This is a genomic window from Serratia bockelmannii (assembly GCF_051803255.1).
Lineage (GTDB): Bacteria > Pseudomonadota > Gammaproteobacteria > Enterobacterales > Enterobacteriaceae > Serratia > Serratia bockelmannii.
Genome location: NZ_CP196512.1, coordinates 2843378 through 2859446, shown reverse-complemented (window position 1 = coordinate 2859446; position 16069 = coordinate 2843378). Strand labels below are relative to the sequence as shown.

Below are 16069 nucleotides of genomic sequence, written 5' to 3'. Positions count from 1 at the left end.
CACGATCTGGTATGATGAGCTGATTACTTTTACTGATTTTATCGTCGCAACGGAACGTCAAACACATGGTCATAAAGGCGCAGAGTCCTGCCGGTTTCGCGGAAGAGTACATTATTGAGAGTATTTGGAATAATCGCTTCCCCCCTGGCTCTATTTTGCCCGCGGAGCGTGAGCTTTCGGAGTTGATTGGCGTCACGCGCACTACGTTACGTGAAGTGTTGCAACGTCTGGCCCGCGATGGTTGGTTGACCATTCAGCATGGCAAACCGACCAAAGTGAACAATTTCTGGGAAACGTCCGGCCTCAATATCCTTGAGACCGTAGCCCGTCTCGATCACAAAAGCGTCCCGCAGCTGATCGATAACCTGCTGTCCGTGCGCACCAATATCGCGTCGATCTTTATTCGCGCCGCGGTGCGCAATCATCCGGAACAGGCCCAGGAAGTGCTGGCGAAAGCCGCCGAGGTAGAAGATCAGGCAGACGCGTTCAATCTGCTCGATTACGAGATCTTCCGTGGTTTGGCGTTCGCTTCTGGCAACCCGATCTACGGCTTGATTTTCAACGGCCTGAAAGGGCTGTACACCCGCGTGGGCCGTTACTACTTCTCCAACCCGGAAGCGCGCAAGCTGGCGCTGACCTTCTACAGCAAGCTGTCCACGCTGTGCCATGAGAAGCTGTACGACCAGGTGATGGACACCGTGCGCAACTACGGTAAAGACAGCGGGGCGATTTGGCAGAGCATGCAGGGCACCATGCCGAGCGATCTGACCGAAGCGCGTCGCTGATTGCGTATTAATGAAATTAAGAAAGGGCGCCATTTTGGCGCCCTTTGTCGTTATGGCGGATTACAGCGGCGTTGGTCGCGGCGGGCACCGATCGAGCAGCTCCACGCTGCCGTCTTCGTTTTGCTGTTCTAGGATCACGTCGAAGCCCCACAGGCGGTGCAGGTGCTTCAACACGTCGCGACGGCTTTTATCCAACGGCGCACGCTCCTGTGGGATATAACGCAATGTTAGCGAGCGGTCGCCGCGCAGGTCCACGTTCCAGATCTGAATGTTCGGCTCGTGATTGCTCAGGTTGTATTGTGCAGACAGCTCCTGACGGATCGCCCGGTAGCCGGCCTCGTTGTGGATCGCGGCAATTTCCAGATAGTTGTTGCGATCGTCGTCCAGCACGGTGAACAAGCGGAAGTCGCGCATCACTTTGGGCGACAGGAACTGGCTGATAAAGCTCTCGTCCTTGAAGTCGCGCATGGCGAAGTGCAGTGTCTCCAACCAGTCTTTTCCGGCGATGTCCGGGAACCAGTAGCGGTCTTCCTCGGTCGGTGATTGGCAGATGCGCTTGATGTCCTGGAACATGGCGAAGCCCAGTGCATAAGGGTTGATGCCGTTATAGTACGGGCTGTTGTAAGGCGGCTGATACACCACGTTGGTGTGGCTGTGTAAAAACTCCAGCATAAACCGCTCGGTCACACGGCCCTCGTCGTACAAATGGTTGAGGATGGTGTAGTGCCAGAAGGTGGCCCAGCCCTCGTTCATCACCTGAGTCTGTTTTTGCGGGTAGAAATACTGGCTGACTTTGCGCACGATGCGTAACACCTCACGCTGCCAAGGTTCCAGTAGCGGTGCGTTCTTCTCGATAAAATAGAGGATATTTTCCTGCGGTTCGCTTGGATAGCGACGAGCCTGCTCCGGCGACTCTTCGCGCTCGACGCGTGGCAGGGTCTTCCACAGCGTGTTCACCTGGCTTTGCAGATATTCTTCGCGGCTTTTCTGGCGCGCTTTCTCTTCCACCAAGGAGATTTTCTGCGGGCGTTTGTACCTGTCGACGCCGTAGCTCATCAGTGCGTGGCAGGAGTCCAGCAACCGTTCCACTTCTTCTACGCCGTAGCGTTCTTCGCACTGGCTGATGTAGTGACGGGCGAACAACAGATAATCGACGATGGAACTGGCGTCGGTCCAGCTGCGGAACAGATAGTTATTCTTGAAGAACGAGTTGTGGCCATAGCAGGCGTGTGCCATCACCAGCGCCTGCATGGTGATGGTGTTCTCCTCCATCAGGTAGGCGATGCAGGGATTGGAGTTGATGACGATTTCATACGCCAGCCCTTGCTGGCCCTGTTTGTAGCGCTGTTCGGTTTCGATGAACTTCTTGCCGAAGGACCAATGGGTATAGTTGATCGGCATGCCGACGCTCGAATAGGCGTCCATCATCTGCTCGGAGGTGATCACCTCGATCTGATGGGGGTAGGTGTCGAGCCGGTAATGCTTGGCGACGCGGTCGATCTGCTCCAAATACACCTGCAGCAGTTCGAACGTCCAGTCCGGTCCATCGCTCAGACGTTTATCATCCTTAACCTTTTCATGTGTTGAAGTAGTCATCAGCGCACCCTCATTATTCACGGGTCTTGCTCAAACGGCAGACCCTGTAACAAGCATAGTTCAAGTCATAATTAATCATTGCAAATCAGTGAAATAAAAATGCCGGTACGCAAAGGCGCGAACGGCGCTCAATTCGACGCCCGTCCTGGCAGAAGGCGGCATAGCACCGCGCGTCTTCTCCGAGTATAGCCCTGCGGCAAGGGCGTGCAACACATGCCTGTTGTACGACAGGGATTGAAAATTGTTATGTTATATTGTAACTTTTAATTTTCTCAATAACGGACAAGGAGCGCATTTTGGCGAGGCATTTTGGCAAAGTGGCGGTGGCGCTGGCAGCGCTGTTTATCAGCGGACAGGCGTTTGCCCACGGGCATCATTCACATGGCAAGCCGCTGACGGAAGTGGAAAAAAAGGCCGAGGCGGGCGTGTTCGACGATAAGGACGTCAAAGATCGCGACCTGGCGGATTGGGAGGGTGTGTGGCAATCCGTGTACCCTTACCTGCTCAATGGGGATCTCGATCCGGTGTTCAAGAAGAAAGCGGCGCAGGATAAGAGCAAGACCTTCGCAGAAGTGAAGGCGTATTACCGTAAAGGGTACGCCACCGATGTGGATACTATCGGCATTGAAAACGGAGTCATGGAGTTTCACCGCGGCGACCAAGCCAGCGCTTGTCAGTATAAGTACGCCGGGCATAAGATCCTGACCTATGTCTCTGGTAAAAAGGGCGTGCGTTATCTGTTCGAATGCCAGGAAGCCGGCAGCCTGGCGCCGAAATTCGTGCAGTTCAGCGATCACATTATCGGCCCGCGCAAATCGGCGCATTTCCATATCTTTATGGGCAACACCTCGCAGGAAGCGTTGCTGAAAGAAATGGATAATTGGCCGACTTACTACCCATTCCAACTGCAGACCAAAGAAGTCGTGGACGAGATGCTGCATCATTGATGCCCCCCGCTCCCGCGACCCCAAGCCCGCTTAGGTGGGCTTGTCCTCAGTCAAACGGTCTGACTTGCAGATAATCGTCCGTCACTTCCATTTCAAACAGCGTTTTATCCGCCAGCAAGGTCGCACGCATTCGTTCCCGGGCTTGCCGGTAGCGTTCATCCAACTGAATATCACCGGCGCTTTCCCATGCGACTCGGCTTGGCCATTGTGCATAGCCGATAAACTGCCCGCTCACATCCTGATGCAGGCGCGAGCCCAGGCTGCCGCGCTGCAGATAGATACCTTGGGTCAATTCAAGCCAGGCCTGGCGAAAGGCGTGTTCGTGCCCGGTTTTGACTGAAAATTGGTAGATGGCGATGAACATAAGGCGTTCTCCACGATAGCGACAGTGTGAACTTTAGGCGTTGCTTCTGGCGTTAACGTTCATATCGTGCTGCAGCGTTCAATGTAAACGGGCGGGCTAAGGGCTCGGGTGTTTTATTCCAGCACTGAAAGCAAGGTTAACGGTAGCTGTAATTTTACGCGATTTTTCTGCTGCGGAGGGAGGGGGCTCTCTTTGTTTGTTGTGTTGGAATTTTTTATTTTATTGGTTTTTTGTTCTGCTTATGTACTGGCTGGTATTTTTATATTCTGTTAAATCAATGTTGCTTATTACGCCTTTTTTGATTGCTATCATTGATAGCGTTGCTATCTATTCAGCGGCGGTTTGACGCCATAGGCCCCTCTAAACCGCATCTTATCGCTATTTTCAGGTGGCTATTGCAAATGCATGACCCATCGACGATAAATTAATTGTGAATATTGTCACGTTTGATGACGAAGTTGTTGGACGGATTTTTTCACTGAGTTAATTTCCTGTGAGCAGAAGATTATGCTTTGTGAAGCCTTAGGCTGGAGTCAGCGATGCGAGTGGTAATTTTAGGTAGTGGAGTGGTGGGCGTAGCCAGTGCCTGGTATTTGGCGAAGGCGGGGCATGAGGTGTCGGTGATCGATCGCCAGCCTGGCCCCGCACTGGAAACCAGCGCTGCGAACGCTGGGCAGATCTCACCGGGCTATGCCGCACCCTGGGCGGCGCCGGGTGTGCCGCTTAAGGCCATCAAGTGGATGTTCCAGCGCCATGCGCCGCTGGCCATCCGTCTCGATGGCAGCAGCTTCCAGCTGAACTGGATGTGGCAGATGCTGAAAAACTGCAACACCGAACACTACATGACCAACAAAGGCCGCATGGTACGTCTGGCGGAATACAGCCGCGATTGTATCAAGGCGCTGCGTCAGGAAACCGGTATCCAGTACGAAGGTCGCCAGGGCGGCACGCTGCAGCTGTTCCGCACTCAACAACAGTTCGAAAACGCCGCGAAAGACATTGCGGTATTGGAAGATGCCGGCGTGCCTTACCGATTGCTGGAAGCCGGCCAACTCGGTAGCGTCGAGCCGGCGTTGGCGCAGGTGGCGCACAAGCTGACCGGCGGCCTGCAGTTGCCGAACGACGAGACCGGCGATTGCCAGCTGTTTACGCAACAGTTGGCGAAGATGGCAGAGCAGGCGGGCGTAACCTTCCTGTTCAACCGCGGCGTCGATCGTCTGCTGGTTGAAGGCGACAAGATCGCCGGCGTCCAGTGCGGCGAGGAAGTGTTTAAGGCCGACAGCTATGTGGTGGCGTTCGGCTCGTACTCCACGGCGCTGCTGCGCGGCCTGGTGTCCATTCCGGTTTACCCGCTGAAGGGCTATTCGTTGACCATTCCTATCACCGACGAAGCGGCGGCGCCGTTCTCTACGGTATTGGATGAGACGTATAAAATCGCCATCACGCGTTTTGACCAGCGCATTCGCGTCGGCGGCATGGCGGAGATCGTCGGTTTCAATACCCAGTTGGAGCAAAAACGGCGCGAAACGCTGGAGATGGTGGTGCGCGATCTCTACCCGAACGGCGGCAGAGTGGAAGAGGCGACGTTCTGGACCGGCCTGCGGCCGATGACGCCGGACGGCACGCCAATTGTCGGCCGCACTTCGCTGAAGAACCTGTATCTCAATACCGGGCATGGCACGTTGGGCTGGACGATGGCCTGCGGCTCCGGGCAGTTGTTGTCCGATCTGATGTCCGGCATTACGCCGGCGATCCCTTCCGATGACCTGGCGGTGGCGCGTTACAGCGCCGGGTTTCGCCAGCAACACGCGGTTCCGCTGAACGACGTGCATCCCGCACGTTAATCGTCGACGTTGTCATAGACTTTTCCGGCCACGCGCAGGCGCGCGTGGCCGCTGTACGCTGCCCCAAGGAGAACCGATGCCCCGTCCGATAACCGCCACGATGCATCTCGGCGCGATTGAAAATAACCTGCAGGTGGTGCGCCGTTTCGCTCCCGGCGCCAAAGCTTGGGCGGTGGTCAAGGCCAACGCCTATGGCCACGGCATCAAACACGTTTGGCGCAGCATGGCGCAAACCGACGGCTTCGCCATGCTGGATCTGGCCGAAGCGGTGCTGCTGCGCGAGTCGGGTTGGCAAGGGCCGATTCTTCTGCTGGAGGGATTCTTCCAGCCGCAGGATCTGGCGTTGCTCGACCGTTATCGCCTGACGACGGCGGTGCACAGCGACTGGCAGCTGTCGGCGATCGCCGACGCCACGCTGAACGCGCCGCTCAATGTCTATCTGAAAGTGAACAGCGGCATGAATCGGTTGGGGTTCGCACCCGATCGGCTGCATGAGGTGTGGCGCAGGGCGCAGGCGGTTGCGAATATCGGCGAGCTTACGCTGATGAGCCATTTCGCCACCGCCGACGGCCCGGAAGGTGTGGCCCAGCAGATGGCCACTATCGAGGCAGCGGCAGTCGATATACCGTTGCCGCGCTGCCTGGCTAACTCGGCCGCCACGCTGTGGCACCCTTCGACCCACGGCAGTTGGGTCCGCCCTGGGATTGTTCTCTATGGCGCTTCGCCGAGCGGTTGCTGGAATGATGTTGCGGGGACGGGGCTGCAGCCGGCGATGACGCTGAGCAGCGAGATCATCGGCATTCAGCAACTGAAGTCTGGCGATCGCGTGGGGTATGGCGGCCGTTACAGCGCCGCCGGCACGCAGCGTATCGGCGTGGTGGCCTGCGGTTACGCCGACGGCTATCCGCGTCATGCGCCGACCGGTACGCCGGTGTGGGTTGACGGCGTGCTGACGCGCACCCTGGGAACGGTGTCGATGGATATGCTGGCGGTGGATCTGACGCCCTGTCCACAAGTCGAATTGGGCGCCGACGTGGAGCTGTGGGGGAAACGCCTGCCGGTGGACGAGGTGGCCACGGCGGCAGGAACGTTGGGTTATGAGCTGCTGTCGGCGTTAGCGGCGCGGGTGCCGGTCGTCACCGAAGCCTGAGCCGCGGCTCAGGCGACTTTTTTTATCTGCCCTTTAATCTGCTTGCTGAGCCGCCGCGCGTGCAGCGCCAGCAGGCAGCCCGCCAGCATGACCAATGCCAGCGACAACTTCGGCTGCAACGGCAACGCCATCGCCACCAGCCCCAGTGCGGCACCGCCGGCCATCTGTACGAAACCGACCAGCGCGGACGCGACGCCTGCCTCATTGGAGTACGGCTCCAACGCGTAGCTGGTGGCCGGACCCATCACGAACGCCAACCCGGCGCAGGCGCTGGCGACCGGCAGCATATACGCCAGCCAGTGCGCTTGCGCCGCCGCGGGCAGCAGCATGACGCCCAGCAGCAACCCCAGACAGCCCAGCCCCATCAAAATGCCGCCGGTCGCCAGGCAAACCGGACGGCCTACCTTGTGGATGATGCGGTTGGCGAAGAAGCTGACCAGCATGATCCAGAAACCGTTGGCGCCGAACACCAGCGAAAATTGCAGCGGGGTCAGGCCGGCGGTGCCCATCAGCACGTTCGGTGCCAGGGAAACGTAGGTCAGCGCCATGCCCATCGCCCCGGAGTTCACTACCGCAAAGGAAAGGAAACGCCGTTCGCTGAGGATGCGCGCATATTGGCGTACCGGCAGCCCCTTGACCGGGACGGTGTCGGCAGGGCGGGTTTCCGGCAGGCGCAGCGCGATGAGCACCAACACCAGCAGCGCATAACCGACCAGGAACCAGAAAGGGGCTCGCCAGCCGAAGGCTTCGGCGAGCAGGCCGCCGAGCAGCGGCGCCAGCGCGGGGATGATGTTCAGCGTGCCATTGAGAAAGCCGAAGGCGCGGGCAGCGTCGTCACCATTCAGGCGGTCGCGCACGCCGCTGAAGGCGACGACGGCGGTGCAGCAAACCGCCACCCCTTGCAGCAGACGCGAAGCGATGAAAAGCGTCGGGCTGGTAGCCAGCGCCGCCATCGCGGCGCCGATCATGTAGAGGATAATGCCGGCCAGCGCCACCGGCTTGCGGCCATAGTTATCCACCAGCGGGCCGGCGATGACCTGGCCGAGGCCGAGCACCAGAATAAACAGTGAAATGGTGGATTGGATCAGCGCTTCGCTGCTGCCCAGGCCGACGGCAATGGCGGGAATGGTCGGCAGGTAAAGATCGATGCCTAATGGGCCGAGCAGCACCAGGCTGAGAAGCATAAACAGAAACTTTTGCATAACAGGAAAGGCACGTCCGAGTGACAAAGAGGGCTAGAGTAGAGACTCCGGCGACAAATGAAAAGGGGCAAAGCGGGTCAGCGCTACGCCCCCTGGCGGTAATAGAGCGCCGAGACGGCATCGGCCACGTAACGGGCCTGGTGGCGAGCATCATCCAACGCACGGTGCGGCATGCCTTCGAACGGGCGTGTCTTTTTGGGGTTAAAGCCGTGAAGTTCTGCCAACGTGATCACCGTGCGCACGTCCTGAGTATCCCAGAATTTCCACGGGCAGGGCATTTCCAGCTGCTGGAAGGCGTGTTCGAGGATCGCACAGTCGAACTCTTTGCCGTTGCCCCAGACTTTCACCGTATCGGTGCTGTTCATATGGATAAAGCGGCTGAGGCTGCTCAACACGCGTTTCAGGCTCTCGGTGCCGCCGAAGGCCTGTTTGCGCGCTTCGTCGGACTGTTTCGCCCACCAGGCAACCGTATCCAGGCTGATGGTACGGCCCGGTTGCTCTTTCTGGCAACTGACGGCGGCTTCGAATTCGGCGCCCAGTTCCCCGGTTCGGGGATCGAAAAACACCGCCGCAACCACCAGAATGACGGCGCTGGGTTTTGTGTCCAGGGTTTCAATGTCTAACATCAGATGGTGCATCGGCGTTTCCGGTGGTAGGCGTGGTGGCTTAATATTACTACAGAACGTGCGCCGATGCGGGCCGATGCGCACATGAAATCCTTTTAAAGCGCCGCGTTCAGGTTATGATGCTCGGGATACTCTTATCAGGTTGGTCGTTATCGGTGAGAACGCTTATCTTTATTCTGTGCATGGTCGGCTACTTGCTGTTGCTGGGCTACCTTAGCATGTTCGTCACGGACAAGATCTGTGAGAAGGCGGGCAACTTCACTAAAATATGCCGCGTCGTAGACATTTCCGAACCTCACATCCCTAAGTAGCAGTCTGTTTACCCCAGATAGTCGGTGGTAATCAACGGGGTCAGGATGGCCGCCAGCGCCATGAGCGCTCCCCATTGCCGCCAGCCCAGCCGCGCCAGCCAGTCATGTCGCTGCGGCGGCGTGGCCAACTGCCCGACGGCCACGCCGCCGGTCAGCAGCAGCGTCAGAATCAGCAGCACCAGGCCGCGGCTCACCAGCGTGAACTCGACATGCAGCACATTGGCGTAATAGAGGCGCATCAGAATAAAATAGCTCAGCAAGATCCAGGCGAAAACGACGTTCTTCCTGAGTACCTGCTGCAGCATCAACGCGATGAACAGGCTGTGAAAAAGCGACAGTAGCGGGGCCTCGATCGGATGCCGAACGCAGACGTTGTAGACCGCCATGTAAATGTTGAAAACCAGCAGGATATAGATCACGTAAATATACCAGCCGTAGATGACTTTGAGCTTTTTCGGGTTCGGCGGCAGGGAGAGTGCGTCCGGTTTCATTAATGCCTCCTGATGATGCCATGCAAACGCTGCGGTTGAAGACGACGCGGCGACATCGTAATTTTAAATCCACTGGGTATATATCACCCGTGCGCTAAATGACAATTAAACGCATGAACGGCTTTATTTCCGCGTTGACCTGGAACTCTTTGGCGCTTGCGGGGTCGATTAGCGTGCGAATGTCTGGCGGTTTTCCCACCACAATGGAAGACGTAATACATTGATATGAGAGATTATAAAAACACTTCTGGCACAAAAATCCTGCTGCTGTTCAGCCTGACATTTTACACACTGTTGCCACCGTTGTTGACGACGGCCGTGTTCAACCGTTTCAATCTTAATCCGTTCGCGATCGTCAAATTTTTTCACTTTAACCCGTTTTTGGCCGATCGGGGCATACCCAGCTATCAGACTTTCTTCTATTTGCTGATGCTATGGTTGGGGTTCAATGTTTTGCTCTGGCTGCTGGTGTGGGGGGAGGGCGACTGTATCAGCGCTGGCGAGCGCCGCGCGGCTGATAGTTTTCCAAAGGGAAAAAGTTGCGTGGGGAAATGACTTTACATTCAATAATGAGACGTATTATCATTTGTTTCGCCGGTGAGGGGAAAAGGGGTGTCTCCTTCTGTGCCCCCCGCTCCGGCACGACATTGCTCACATTGCTTCCAGTTTTCATGCCAGCCTTGCGCTGGCGTTTTTTTATCCCTCGCCCAAAACCACGACGTCGGTGGTCAGCCTCATTTCATTAACACGATTGCTTAAAAGCCACCGCGCGGCATGGGGGCATTAGAACAGCGAAAACAGCAACACGACCGGCAGGCTCAACGGCCAGGTTAACCCGATGGTCACTGCGCTGATACAGCGAATTTTGACGGTGTCCCGGCTAACCAGGTAGGTGAAAACCATAGAAACTAAAAGACCAATAAAATAACAGTATTGCGTTGCAACCCACAGCGGCGACATGAAACCCGATCCCAATTGTATTTTTACGCGCGAATTCTAGGAGCTTGGCGGGGGATAATCAATGACCAAAGGCCGTTTATTCAAACCTTTATTCATAAGGACGCATAATTCATTTCTATAAAGAACGTGGGGTTATTAACGGCTTTACGTTTATTACCAAAAGAAATCAACAGCATAGTTACCGGTAACATTCTGCGTCAGGCAAGCCATCGTTTTGGAGGAACTCCGCTGAGCAGTAAAAGGGCCTGTGAGGGGGGGAAAAGCGATGAGTCTATAATTCATAAAAATTAATGATGTATTTGCGGCAAAAAGGCTGAGGTGAAGTGCCGTTGTCCGTTCGCGAGCCCTTTAAGCGTCGGTTTTAGCGCATCGTAACGATGCGCCGCTGATGAGTCGGGAAGAGGGATTGTTGTCGTTGTAGGTTTAATGAATGTTAAGACCGTAGACGAACAGCCACGAAAACAGCAGCGCCAGCAGGCATGCCATAAAAACGATGGAGATCATTTCCTTCACAACTTCATTCCTTTTCCCGTGAGTCAAATTTACTTCTCTTTGTTTTTGCGCGAAATTTTAGATCGTCATGGGTAAAAATCCTAGTTTTAATCCCGTTTTTTTCTCTGGCATTGCGGCGTAAGCCGCGTCGATAGGCCGTGGCGACGCCGGAAAAGCAGGGGACGTTAACTCGTCGTAGCTATTGCTGAACGCTGTGGGGCTGACTATATAAAATAGGGACTGTGTGACGTCGAAGGCAGCCAGGCGTGTCTCTTAAGGGGGGCCGTTCATCTGTCTACGGCGCTTTCCTATGAGATGAGGAGTCGGCAATGAGCACAAAACCCACTATCGTGCTGGTACATGGATTCTGGGGCGGCGCCGCGCACTGGAGTAAGGTTATCATCGAGTTGTCACGCAGGGGCTATTCGGCGATTCATGCGGTAGAAATGCCGTTGACCTCGTTGGCTGAGGATGCGGAACGTACGCGTAAGATGGTCGCGCAGCAAGCGGGACCGGTAGTGTTGGTAGGGCACTCTTACGGTGGTGCCGTGATCACGGAAATGGGCAACCAGCCTAACGTGGTTGGCCTGGTCTACATCGCCGCGTTTGCGCCGGATGCCGGTGAAAGTGCCGGCGGTATTACGCAAGCGCATCCTCCTGCGGCAGTCGAGAATTTGACCCCGGACAGCGACGGTTATCTGTGGATCAAAACCGACAAGTTTCACGAAAGCTTTTGCCAGGATCTGACCGCCGACGAGGCGCTGGTGATGGCGGTGGCGCAGAAGGCTCCGCTGGCTGATACCTTTGGTAACACCCTCGGTGAACCTGCCTGGAAACATAAACCGTCATGGTATCAACTCTCCAGCGACGATCGCATGATAGCCCCGGAGAATCAGCGACGTATGGCGCAGCGGCTGCAGCCTAAGAAAGTGATGGTACTCAATGCCAGCCACGCCTCGCTGGTCTCTCACGCCGAGGAGGTGGCGAGTTTGATTGACGAAGCGGCCGGTTCGCAATAAAGCAAGAGCCGAAAGGTTCTTCGGAATAAAAGGTGACAGACTATTCCTCCGCTGCCTATTACGCCGGGCTAAAGAGCCGGCGTAATAGGGGCCCATTAAGGATAAACGCTGATATCGCTATCGACATTAATGATTAACAGCATCATCAGCACGACGGCGGTGGCAATAATGGCGTAGATGTCTGCCTTACGCATATCGCCTTAACGCCCGTTAACCCCGATCATTTCTATTGCCGCACGATGCAGCCTCTGAAAATAATCATCGGGCTGTTTTTCTATCTCCTGGATAAGGCTGGCGAGCAGGTTCTGTTTGGTTATCGGCTTGTTGGCGGTCAGCACCAGAAGCACGTTTTTGCCGAGCAGGCAGCATATTTGCTTATGGTATTCATCAACGTCGTGTTTGTTGAGGCCATAGAGGGTGTAGTCGATCATGATGTTTAACCTGCTGACAGGTAGATGCCCGCCGCAGCGGGCTGAGAAGCCATAGAAAAATAAAATGAGGCAAATTTCGCTTAGGAAAGGTCTTAAGCGATGGGATAACGATAACTGAATGGGAATATTCCTATCAAGCCGTGTGGACGTGGAGGCGAATGTTTAGGAATAACCTCAGAAGAACAAATAATAGAGAGGGCCGTTCTGGGGAACGCGACTTATTATTGACATTGTTATTGTGTAAAAAACAAACACGGATGATGTAAATATAATGCGGAAAAGAAACAGCCGGAAAACGGCATTTTCCGGCTGTGGTGACATTCACGCGATGTTATTCACACGGTCTGCTTGCGAAACAGTTCGCGGAATACCGGATAGATATCGTCCGGTTCACGGATATGCTGCATGGCGAAGTTGTCGAACTTCGCCTGCAGATCCTCATATTCACGCCACAGCGTTTGGTGAGCGCGGCGAGTGATCTCTATGTAGCTATAATAACGCACCATCGGCAGGATCTTCTTCGCCAACAGTTCATGGCACAGCGGTGAATCGTCGGCCCAGTTGTCGCCGTCCGAGGCTTGCGCGGCGTAGATATTCCATTGCGCCGGGTCATAACGTTCTTCGACGACGTCGTTCATCAACTTCAGCGCACTGGAGACGATGGTGCCGCCGGTTTCCTGTGAATAGAAGAACTCCTGTTCATCCACCTCTTTTGCCTGGGTGTGATGGCGAATATAGACCACCTCGACGTTTTTGTAGGTTCGGCTCAGGAACAGATAAAGCAGAATGTAAAAACGCTTGGCCATGTCTTTGGTCGCCTGATCCATCGAACCGGATACGTCCATCAGGCAGAACATCACCGCCTGGCTCGAGGGCTCCGGCCGGCGCTCGTAGTTTTTGTAGCGCAGGTCGAAGGTATCGATAAACGGCACGCTTTCGATTTTCTTGCGCAGTTCGGCAATTTCTTTGCGCAGCCGCTCCTCTTCCAGCAATTGCACGGGTTCGGTGTTTTCCAACTGGGTCAGCGCGTCTTCCAACTCGTGCAACGCGCGTCTTTTACCGGCGGTCATGGCGGTACGCCGCGCCAGCGAGTTCTGCAGCGAACGCACGACGCTGATGTTGGCCGGCACGCCGTTGGCGGTATAGCCGGCGCGATGGGTTTTGAACTCGGTCAATTGCTTGTACTGATTCTTCTTCAAGTTGGGCAGGGCGAGATCCTCGAACAAAAGATCGAGATACTCATCTTTGGATATCTGGAAGACGAATTCATCCTGGCCCTCACCGTCCTGACTGGCGTTCCCTTGGCCGCCGCCACCGCCTGCGCCGCCCTGAGGCCGCTCAACGCGATCGTTCTGCACGAAGTGGTCATTGCCCGGGTGAACGCGATGGCGAGTGCCGCCGCGCCCCTGATGAAACATCGGTTCGTTGATATCGTCAGTGGGGATGGAGACCGACTCCCCGCTGTCTACGTCGGTGACCGAACGCTTGTTGATGGCTTCGGCAATCGACTGTTTGATTTGCGACTTGTAACGGCGCAAGAAGCGCTGGCGGTTCACCATGCTCTTGTTTTTGCCGTTCAGCCGTCGGTCAATGAAATAGGCCATACTTCCCCCAAACGACGTTGCCAACTCTTCATGTCCCGGTCGCGGCAGCGCAATGTGCCAGCCCCTCCGTGGGCTGCGCTGCAACGTCCATGACTGTGGACATGGCCCTGATAATGCCGCTTACCTGAGGCGTTATGAGGATTTTCTGACCCGCAGATACCATTCACACAGCAGGCGCACCTGCTTGCGGGTATAGCCTTTCTCCATCATGCGGTCGACGAAGTCGTCGTGTTTTTTCTGCTCGTCCGTCGACGTTTTGGCGTTGAACGAAATCACCGGCAACAGCTCTTCGGTATTGGAGAACATTTTTTTCTCGATCACGGTGCGCAGCTTCTCGTAGCTGGTCCAGTTCGGATTGCGGCCGTTGTTGTTGGCACGAGCGCGCAGCACGAAGTTCACGATTTCGTTACGGAAATCTTTCGGGTTGCTGATACCGGCCGGTTTTTCAATTTTTTCCAGTTCGGCGTTCAAAGACTCACGATCGAACAGCTGGCCGGTATCGGGATCGCGATACTCCTGATCCTGGATCCAGAAGTCCGCGTAGGTCACATAACGGTCAAAAATGTTCTGTCCGTATTCCGAGTAGGATTCCAGATAGGCGGTCTGGATCTCTTTGCCGATAAACTCGGCGTATTTCGGGATCAGATAGCCTTTCAGGTGTTCCAGGTATTTCTCGGCCAAATCCTGCGGGAACTGTTCGCGTTCGATCTGCTGCTCCAGCACATAGAACAGGTGTACCGGGTTGGCCGCCACCTCAGCGTGATCGAAGTTGAATACCCGCGAGAGGATTTTAAAGGCGAAACGGGTGGAGAGGCCGTTCATGCCTTCGTCAACCCCAGCGTAGTCGCGGTACTCCTGATAGGACTTGGCTTTCGGATCGGTATCCTTGAGACTTTCGCCGTCATACACGCGCATTTTCGAGTAAATGCTCGAGTTTTCCGGCTCTTTCAACCGCGACAGCACGCTGAACCGCGCCAATGTTTCGAGGGTGCCCGGTGCGCAAGGCGCGTGGGTCAGCTCACTGTGATCCAGCAGCTTGTCGTAAATTTTGATCTCTTCAGACACGCGCAGGCAGTAAGGTACTTTGACGATGTACACGCGGTCGAGGAACGCTTCGTTGTTCTTGTTGTTGCGGAAGGTCACCCACTCGGATTCGTTGGAGTGCGCCAGAATAATGCCGCTGAACGGCAGGGCGGAGATGCCTTCAGTGCCGTTGTAGTTGCCTTCCTGGGTCGCGGTCAGCAGCGGATGCAGCACCTTGATCGGCGCTTTGAACATCTCGACGAACTCCATAATCCCCTGGTTGGCGCGGCACAGGGCGCCGGAGTAACCGTAAGCGTCCGGATCGTTCTGCGCGTGGTTCTCCAGTTTACGGATATCCACTTTACCGACCAGCGCCGAGATGTCCTGGTTGTTTTCATCGCCCGGTTCGGTTTTGGCGATGGCGATCTGTTCCAGAATGGAAGGGCGCACCTTCACGACTTTAAATTTGGTGATGTCGCCGCCGAACTCATGCAGGCGTTTCGCCGCCCACGGCGACATGATAGTGCCGAGGTAGCGACTCGGGATGTTGAACTCTTTCTCCAGGATCGAGGCATCTTCCTGCGGGTTGAACAGGCACAGCGGATGATCGTTGACCGGGCTGCGCTCGCCGTTGGCGCTGAGGGTGTAGATGGGCACGCGCTGCATCAACGCCTTAAGACGTTCCGCCAGCGAGGACTTACCGCCGCCCACCGGGCCCAGCAGGTAAAGGATCTGTTTCTTCTCTTCCAGGCCCTGCGCGGCGTGTTTCAGGTAAGAGACGATCTGTTCGATGGCCTCTTCCATGCCGTAGAATTCTTCGAAGGCCGGATAGCGTGCGATCACGCGGTTGGAGAACAGGCGCGACAGGCGTGATTCTAGCGCAGTGTCGACCATCACAGGTTCACCGATAGCCATCAGCAGACGTTCGGCCGCGTTGGCATAGGCACTGCGATCTTGCCGGCAAATGGTAAGAAATTCCTGCAGTGTGAACTCTTCGTCCTTGGCAGCTTCGTAGCGCTGGCGATAGTGGTCAAATATGTTCATGATGCCCGTCCTTTCGTTATTAGCACAGGTTAAAGAGAGCGTGTGATAGTGTTCTGGCCCCCGGAAGATGAGAATACGCCTGAGTACAGCAACCCGTATGCCAACTTGGTGCGCTTATTATCGCGAGTTGCGCTGTATGCCACTGGGCCCAGGATAAATTCGCCTTCTGATTTAAGCTTA

General features: G+C 55.7%; 15 protein-coding genes. 6 read left to right on the top strand and 9 right to left on the bottom strand.

Going from position 1 to position 16069, the window contains the following annotated elements; translation table 11 throughout:
• Positions 1-65 precede the first annotated feature (65 nt).
• The gene (gene fadR, locus ACSJLU_RS13640) at positions 66-785 is read left to right on the top strand and encodes a fatty acid metabolism transcriptional regulator FadR (protein ID WP_025303107.1); all 720 of its coding nucleotides are present in this window, start codon (positions 66-68) and stop codon (positions 783-785) included.
• Positions 786-845: 60 nt separating this feature from the next.
• On the opposite strand, the gene ACSJLU_RS13635 is transcribed toward fadR, so the two are convergent.
• Positions 846-2381, bottom strand: a complete 1536-nt coding sequence (locus ACSJLU_RS13635) for a SpoVR family protein (RefSeq protein ID WP_025303106.1) — start codon at positions 2379-2381, stop codon at positions 846-848.
• A gap of 296 nt (positions 2382-2677) precedes the next feature.
• Here ACSJLU_RS13635 and zinT point away from each other — a divergent pair, with 296 nt between their 5' ends.
• Positions 2678-3328, top strand: a complete 651-nt coding sequence (zinT, locus tag ACSJLU_RS13630; protein WP_025303105.1) for a metal-binding protein ZinT — start codon at positions 2678-2680, stop codon at positions 3326-3328.
• A 46-nt stretch (positions 3329-3374) separates the two neighbouring features.
• Here zinT and ACSJLU_RS13625 read toward each other — a convergent pair whose 3' ends face one another.
• Positions 3375-3692, bottom strand: a complete 318-nt coding sequence (locus ACSJLU_RS13625) for an antibiotic biosynthesis monooxygenase family protein (RefSeq protein WP_025303104.1) — start codon at positions 3690-3692, stop codon at positions 3375-3377.
• 539 nt (positions 3693-4231) lie between these two features.
• Between ACSJLU_RS13625 and ACSJLU_RS13620 the strand changes: the two genes are divergently transcribed.
• Together ACSJLU_RS13620 and dadX are read left to right on the top strand one after the other, a co-directional pair.
• Positions 4232-5536 (top strand): D-amino acid dehydrogenase, encoded by a 1305-nt coding sequence (locus ACSJLU_RS13620; protein WP_342096338.1) that lies wholly within the window; start codon positions 4232-4234, stop codon positions 5534-5536.
• Between the two features lie 76 nt (positions 5537-5612).
• On the top strand, positions 5613-6686 hold the full coding sequence (dadX, locus tag ACSJLU_RS13615; protein WP_380825065.1) for a catabolic alanine racemase DadX: 1074 nt from the start codon (positions 5613-5615) through the stop codon (positions 6684-6686).
• An 8-nt stretch (positions 6687-6694) separates the two neighbouring features.
• Here the strand turns inward: dadX and ACSJLU_RS13610 are convergent, their stop codons facing one another.
• The 3 genes from ACSJLU_RS13610 to ACSJLU_RS13600 all read right to left on the bottom strand — a co-directional run bounded on the left by ACSJLU_RS13610 (position 6695) and on the right by ACSJLU_RS13600 (position 9316).
• On the bottom strand, positions 6695-7888 hold the full coding sequence (locus tag ACSJLU_RS13610; protein ID WP_025303101.1) for a multidrug effflux MFS transporter: 1194 nt from the start codon (positions 7886-7888) through the stop codon (positions 6695-6697).
• 83 nt (positions 7889-7971) lie between these two features.
• Positions 7972-8526, bottom strand: coding sequence for a 3'-5' exonuclease (locus ACSJLU_RS13605; protein ID WP_038629407.1), 555 nt, complete (start codon positions 8524-8526; stop codon positions 7972-7974).
• A 307-nt stretch (positions 8527-8833) separates the two neighbouring features.
• Entirely contained in the window at positions 8834-9316 is a 483-nt protein-coding gene (locus ACSJLU_RS13600) for a hypothetical protein (RefSeq protein WP_025303100.1), read from the bottom strand.
• 225 nt (positions 9317-9541) lie between these two features.
• Here ACSJLU_RS13600 and ACSJLU_RS13595 point away from each other — a divergent pair, with 225 nt between their 5' ends.
• A complete protein-coding gene (locus ACSJLU_RS13595; RefSeq protein WP_439040998.1) occupies positions 9542-9871 on the top strand; it encodes a hypothetical protein in 330 nt (109 codons plus the stop codon).
• A gap of 228 nt (positions 9872-10099) precedes the next feature.
• On the opposite strand, the gene ACSJLU_RS13590 is transcribed toward ACSJLU_RS13595, so the two are convergent.
• Positions 10100-10276: a GhoT/OrtT family toxin gene (locus ACSJLU_RS13590; RefSeq protein ID WP_025303098.1), complete on the bottom strand. Its 177-nt coding sequence runs from the start codon at positions 10274-10276 to the stop codon at positions 10100-10102.
• An 821-nt stretch (positions 10277-11097) separates the two neighbouring features.
• Here ACSJLU_RS13590 and ACSJLU_RS13585 point away from each other — a divergent pair.
• A complete protein-coding gene (locus tag ACSJLU_RS13585) occupies positions 11098-11787 on the top strand; it encodes an alpha/beta hydrolase (RefSeq protein ID WP_043142997.1) in 690 nt (229 codons plus the stop codon).
• Between the two features lie 200 nt (positions 11788-11987).
• On the opposite strand, the gene ACSJLU_RS13580 is transcribed toward ACSJLU_RS13585, so the two are convergent.
• The 3 genes from ACSJLU_RS13580 to yeaG all read right to left on the bottom strand — a co-directional run bounded on the left by ACSJLU_RS13580 (position 11988) and on the right by yeaG (position 15889).
• A complete protein-coding gene (locus tag ACSJLU_RS13580; RefSeq protein ID WP_004932237.1) occupies positions 11988-12218 on the bottom strand; it encodes a hypothetical protein in 231 nt (76 codons plus the stop codon).
• 335 nt (positions 12219-12553) lie between these two features.
• A complete protein-coding gene (locus tag ACSJLU_RS13575; RefSeq protein WP_004932234.1) occupies positions 12554-13822 on the bottom strand; it encodes a YeaH/YhbH family protein in 1269 nt (422 codons plus the stop codon).
• Positions 13823-13954: 132 nt separating this feature from the next.
• A complete protein-coding gene (gene yeaG, locus ACSJLU_RS13570; RefSeq protein WP_025303096.1) occupies positions 13955-15889 on the bottom strand; it encodes a protein kinase YeaG in 1935 nt (644 codons plus the stop codon).
• Positions 15890-16069: the final 180 nt, after the last annotated feature.

What these genes read in the sequence shown, in the direction of transcription:
- ACSJLU_RS13625 (WP_025303104.1), bottom strand. Translation starts at nt 3,692, where the DNA reads ATGTTCATCGCCATCTACCAATTTTCAGTCAAAACCGGGCACGAACAC.
- ACSJLU_RS13620 (WP_342096338.1), top strand. Translation starts at nt 4,232, where the DNA reads ATGCGAGTGGTAATTTTAGGTAGTGGAGTGGTGGGCGTAGCCAGTGCC.
- ACSJLU_RS13595 (WP_439040998.1), top strand. Translation starts at nt 9,542, where the DNA reads ATGAGAGATTATAAAAACACTTCTGGCACAAAAATCCTGCTGCTGTTC.
- ACSJLU_RS13585 (WP_043142997.1), top strand. Translation starts at nt 11,098, where the DNA reads ATGAGCACAAAACCCACTATCGTGCTGGTACATGGATTCTGGGGCGGC.
- ACSJLU_RS13635 (WP_025303106.1), bottom strand. Translation starts at nt 2,381, where the DNA reads ATGACTACTTCAACACATGAAAAGGTTAAGGATGATAAACGTCTGAGC.
- ACSJLU_RS13580 (WP_004932237.1), bottom strand. Translation starts at nt 12,218, where the DNA reads ATGATCGACTACACCCTCTATGGCCTCAACAAACACGACGTTGATGAA.
- fadR (WP_025303107.1), top strand. Translation starts at nt 66, where the DNA reads ATGGTCATAAAGGCGCAGAGTCCTGCCGGTTTCGCGGAAGAGTACATT.
- yeaG (WP_025303096.1), bottom strand. Translation starts at nt 15,889, where the DNA reads ATGAACATATTTGACCACTATCGCCAGCGCTACGAAGCTGCCAAGGAC.
- ACSJLU_RS13605 (WP_038629407.1), bottom strand. Translation starts at nt 8,526, where the DNA reads ATGCACCATCTGATGTTAGACATTGAAACCCTGGACACAAAACCCAGC.
- ACSJLU_RS13575 (WP_004932234.1), bottom strand. Translation starts at nt 13,822, where the DNA reads ATGGCCTATTTCATTGACCGACGGCTGAACGGCAAAAACAAGAGCATG.
- ACSJLU_RS13600 (WP_025303100.1), bottom strand. Translation starts at nt 9,316, where the DNA reads ATGAAACCGGACGCACTCTCCCTGCCGCCGAACCCGAAAAAGCTCAAA.
- ACSJLU_RS13590 (WP_025303098.1), bottom strand. Translation starts at nt 10,276, where the DNA reads ATGTCGCCGCTGTGGGTTGCAACGCAATACTGTTATTTTATTGGTCTT.
- ACSJLU_RS13610 (WP_025303101.1), bottom strand. Translation starts at nt 7,888, where the DNA reads ATGCAAAAGTTTCTGTTTATGCTTCTCAGCCTGGTGCTGCTCGGCCCA.
- dadX (WP_380825065.1), top strand. Translation starts at nt 5,613, where the DNA reads ATGCCCCGTCCGATAACCGCCACGATGCATCTCGGCGCGATTGAAAAT.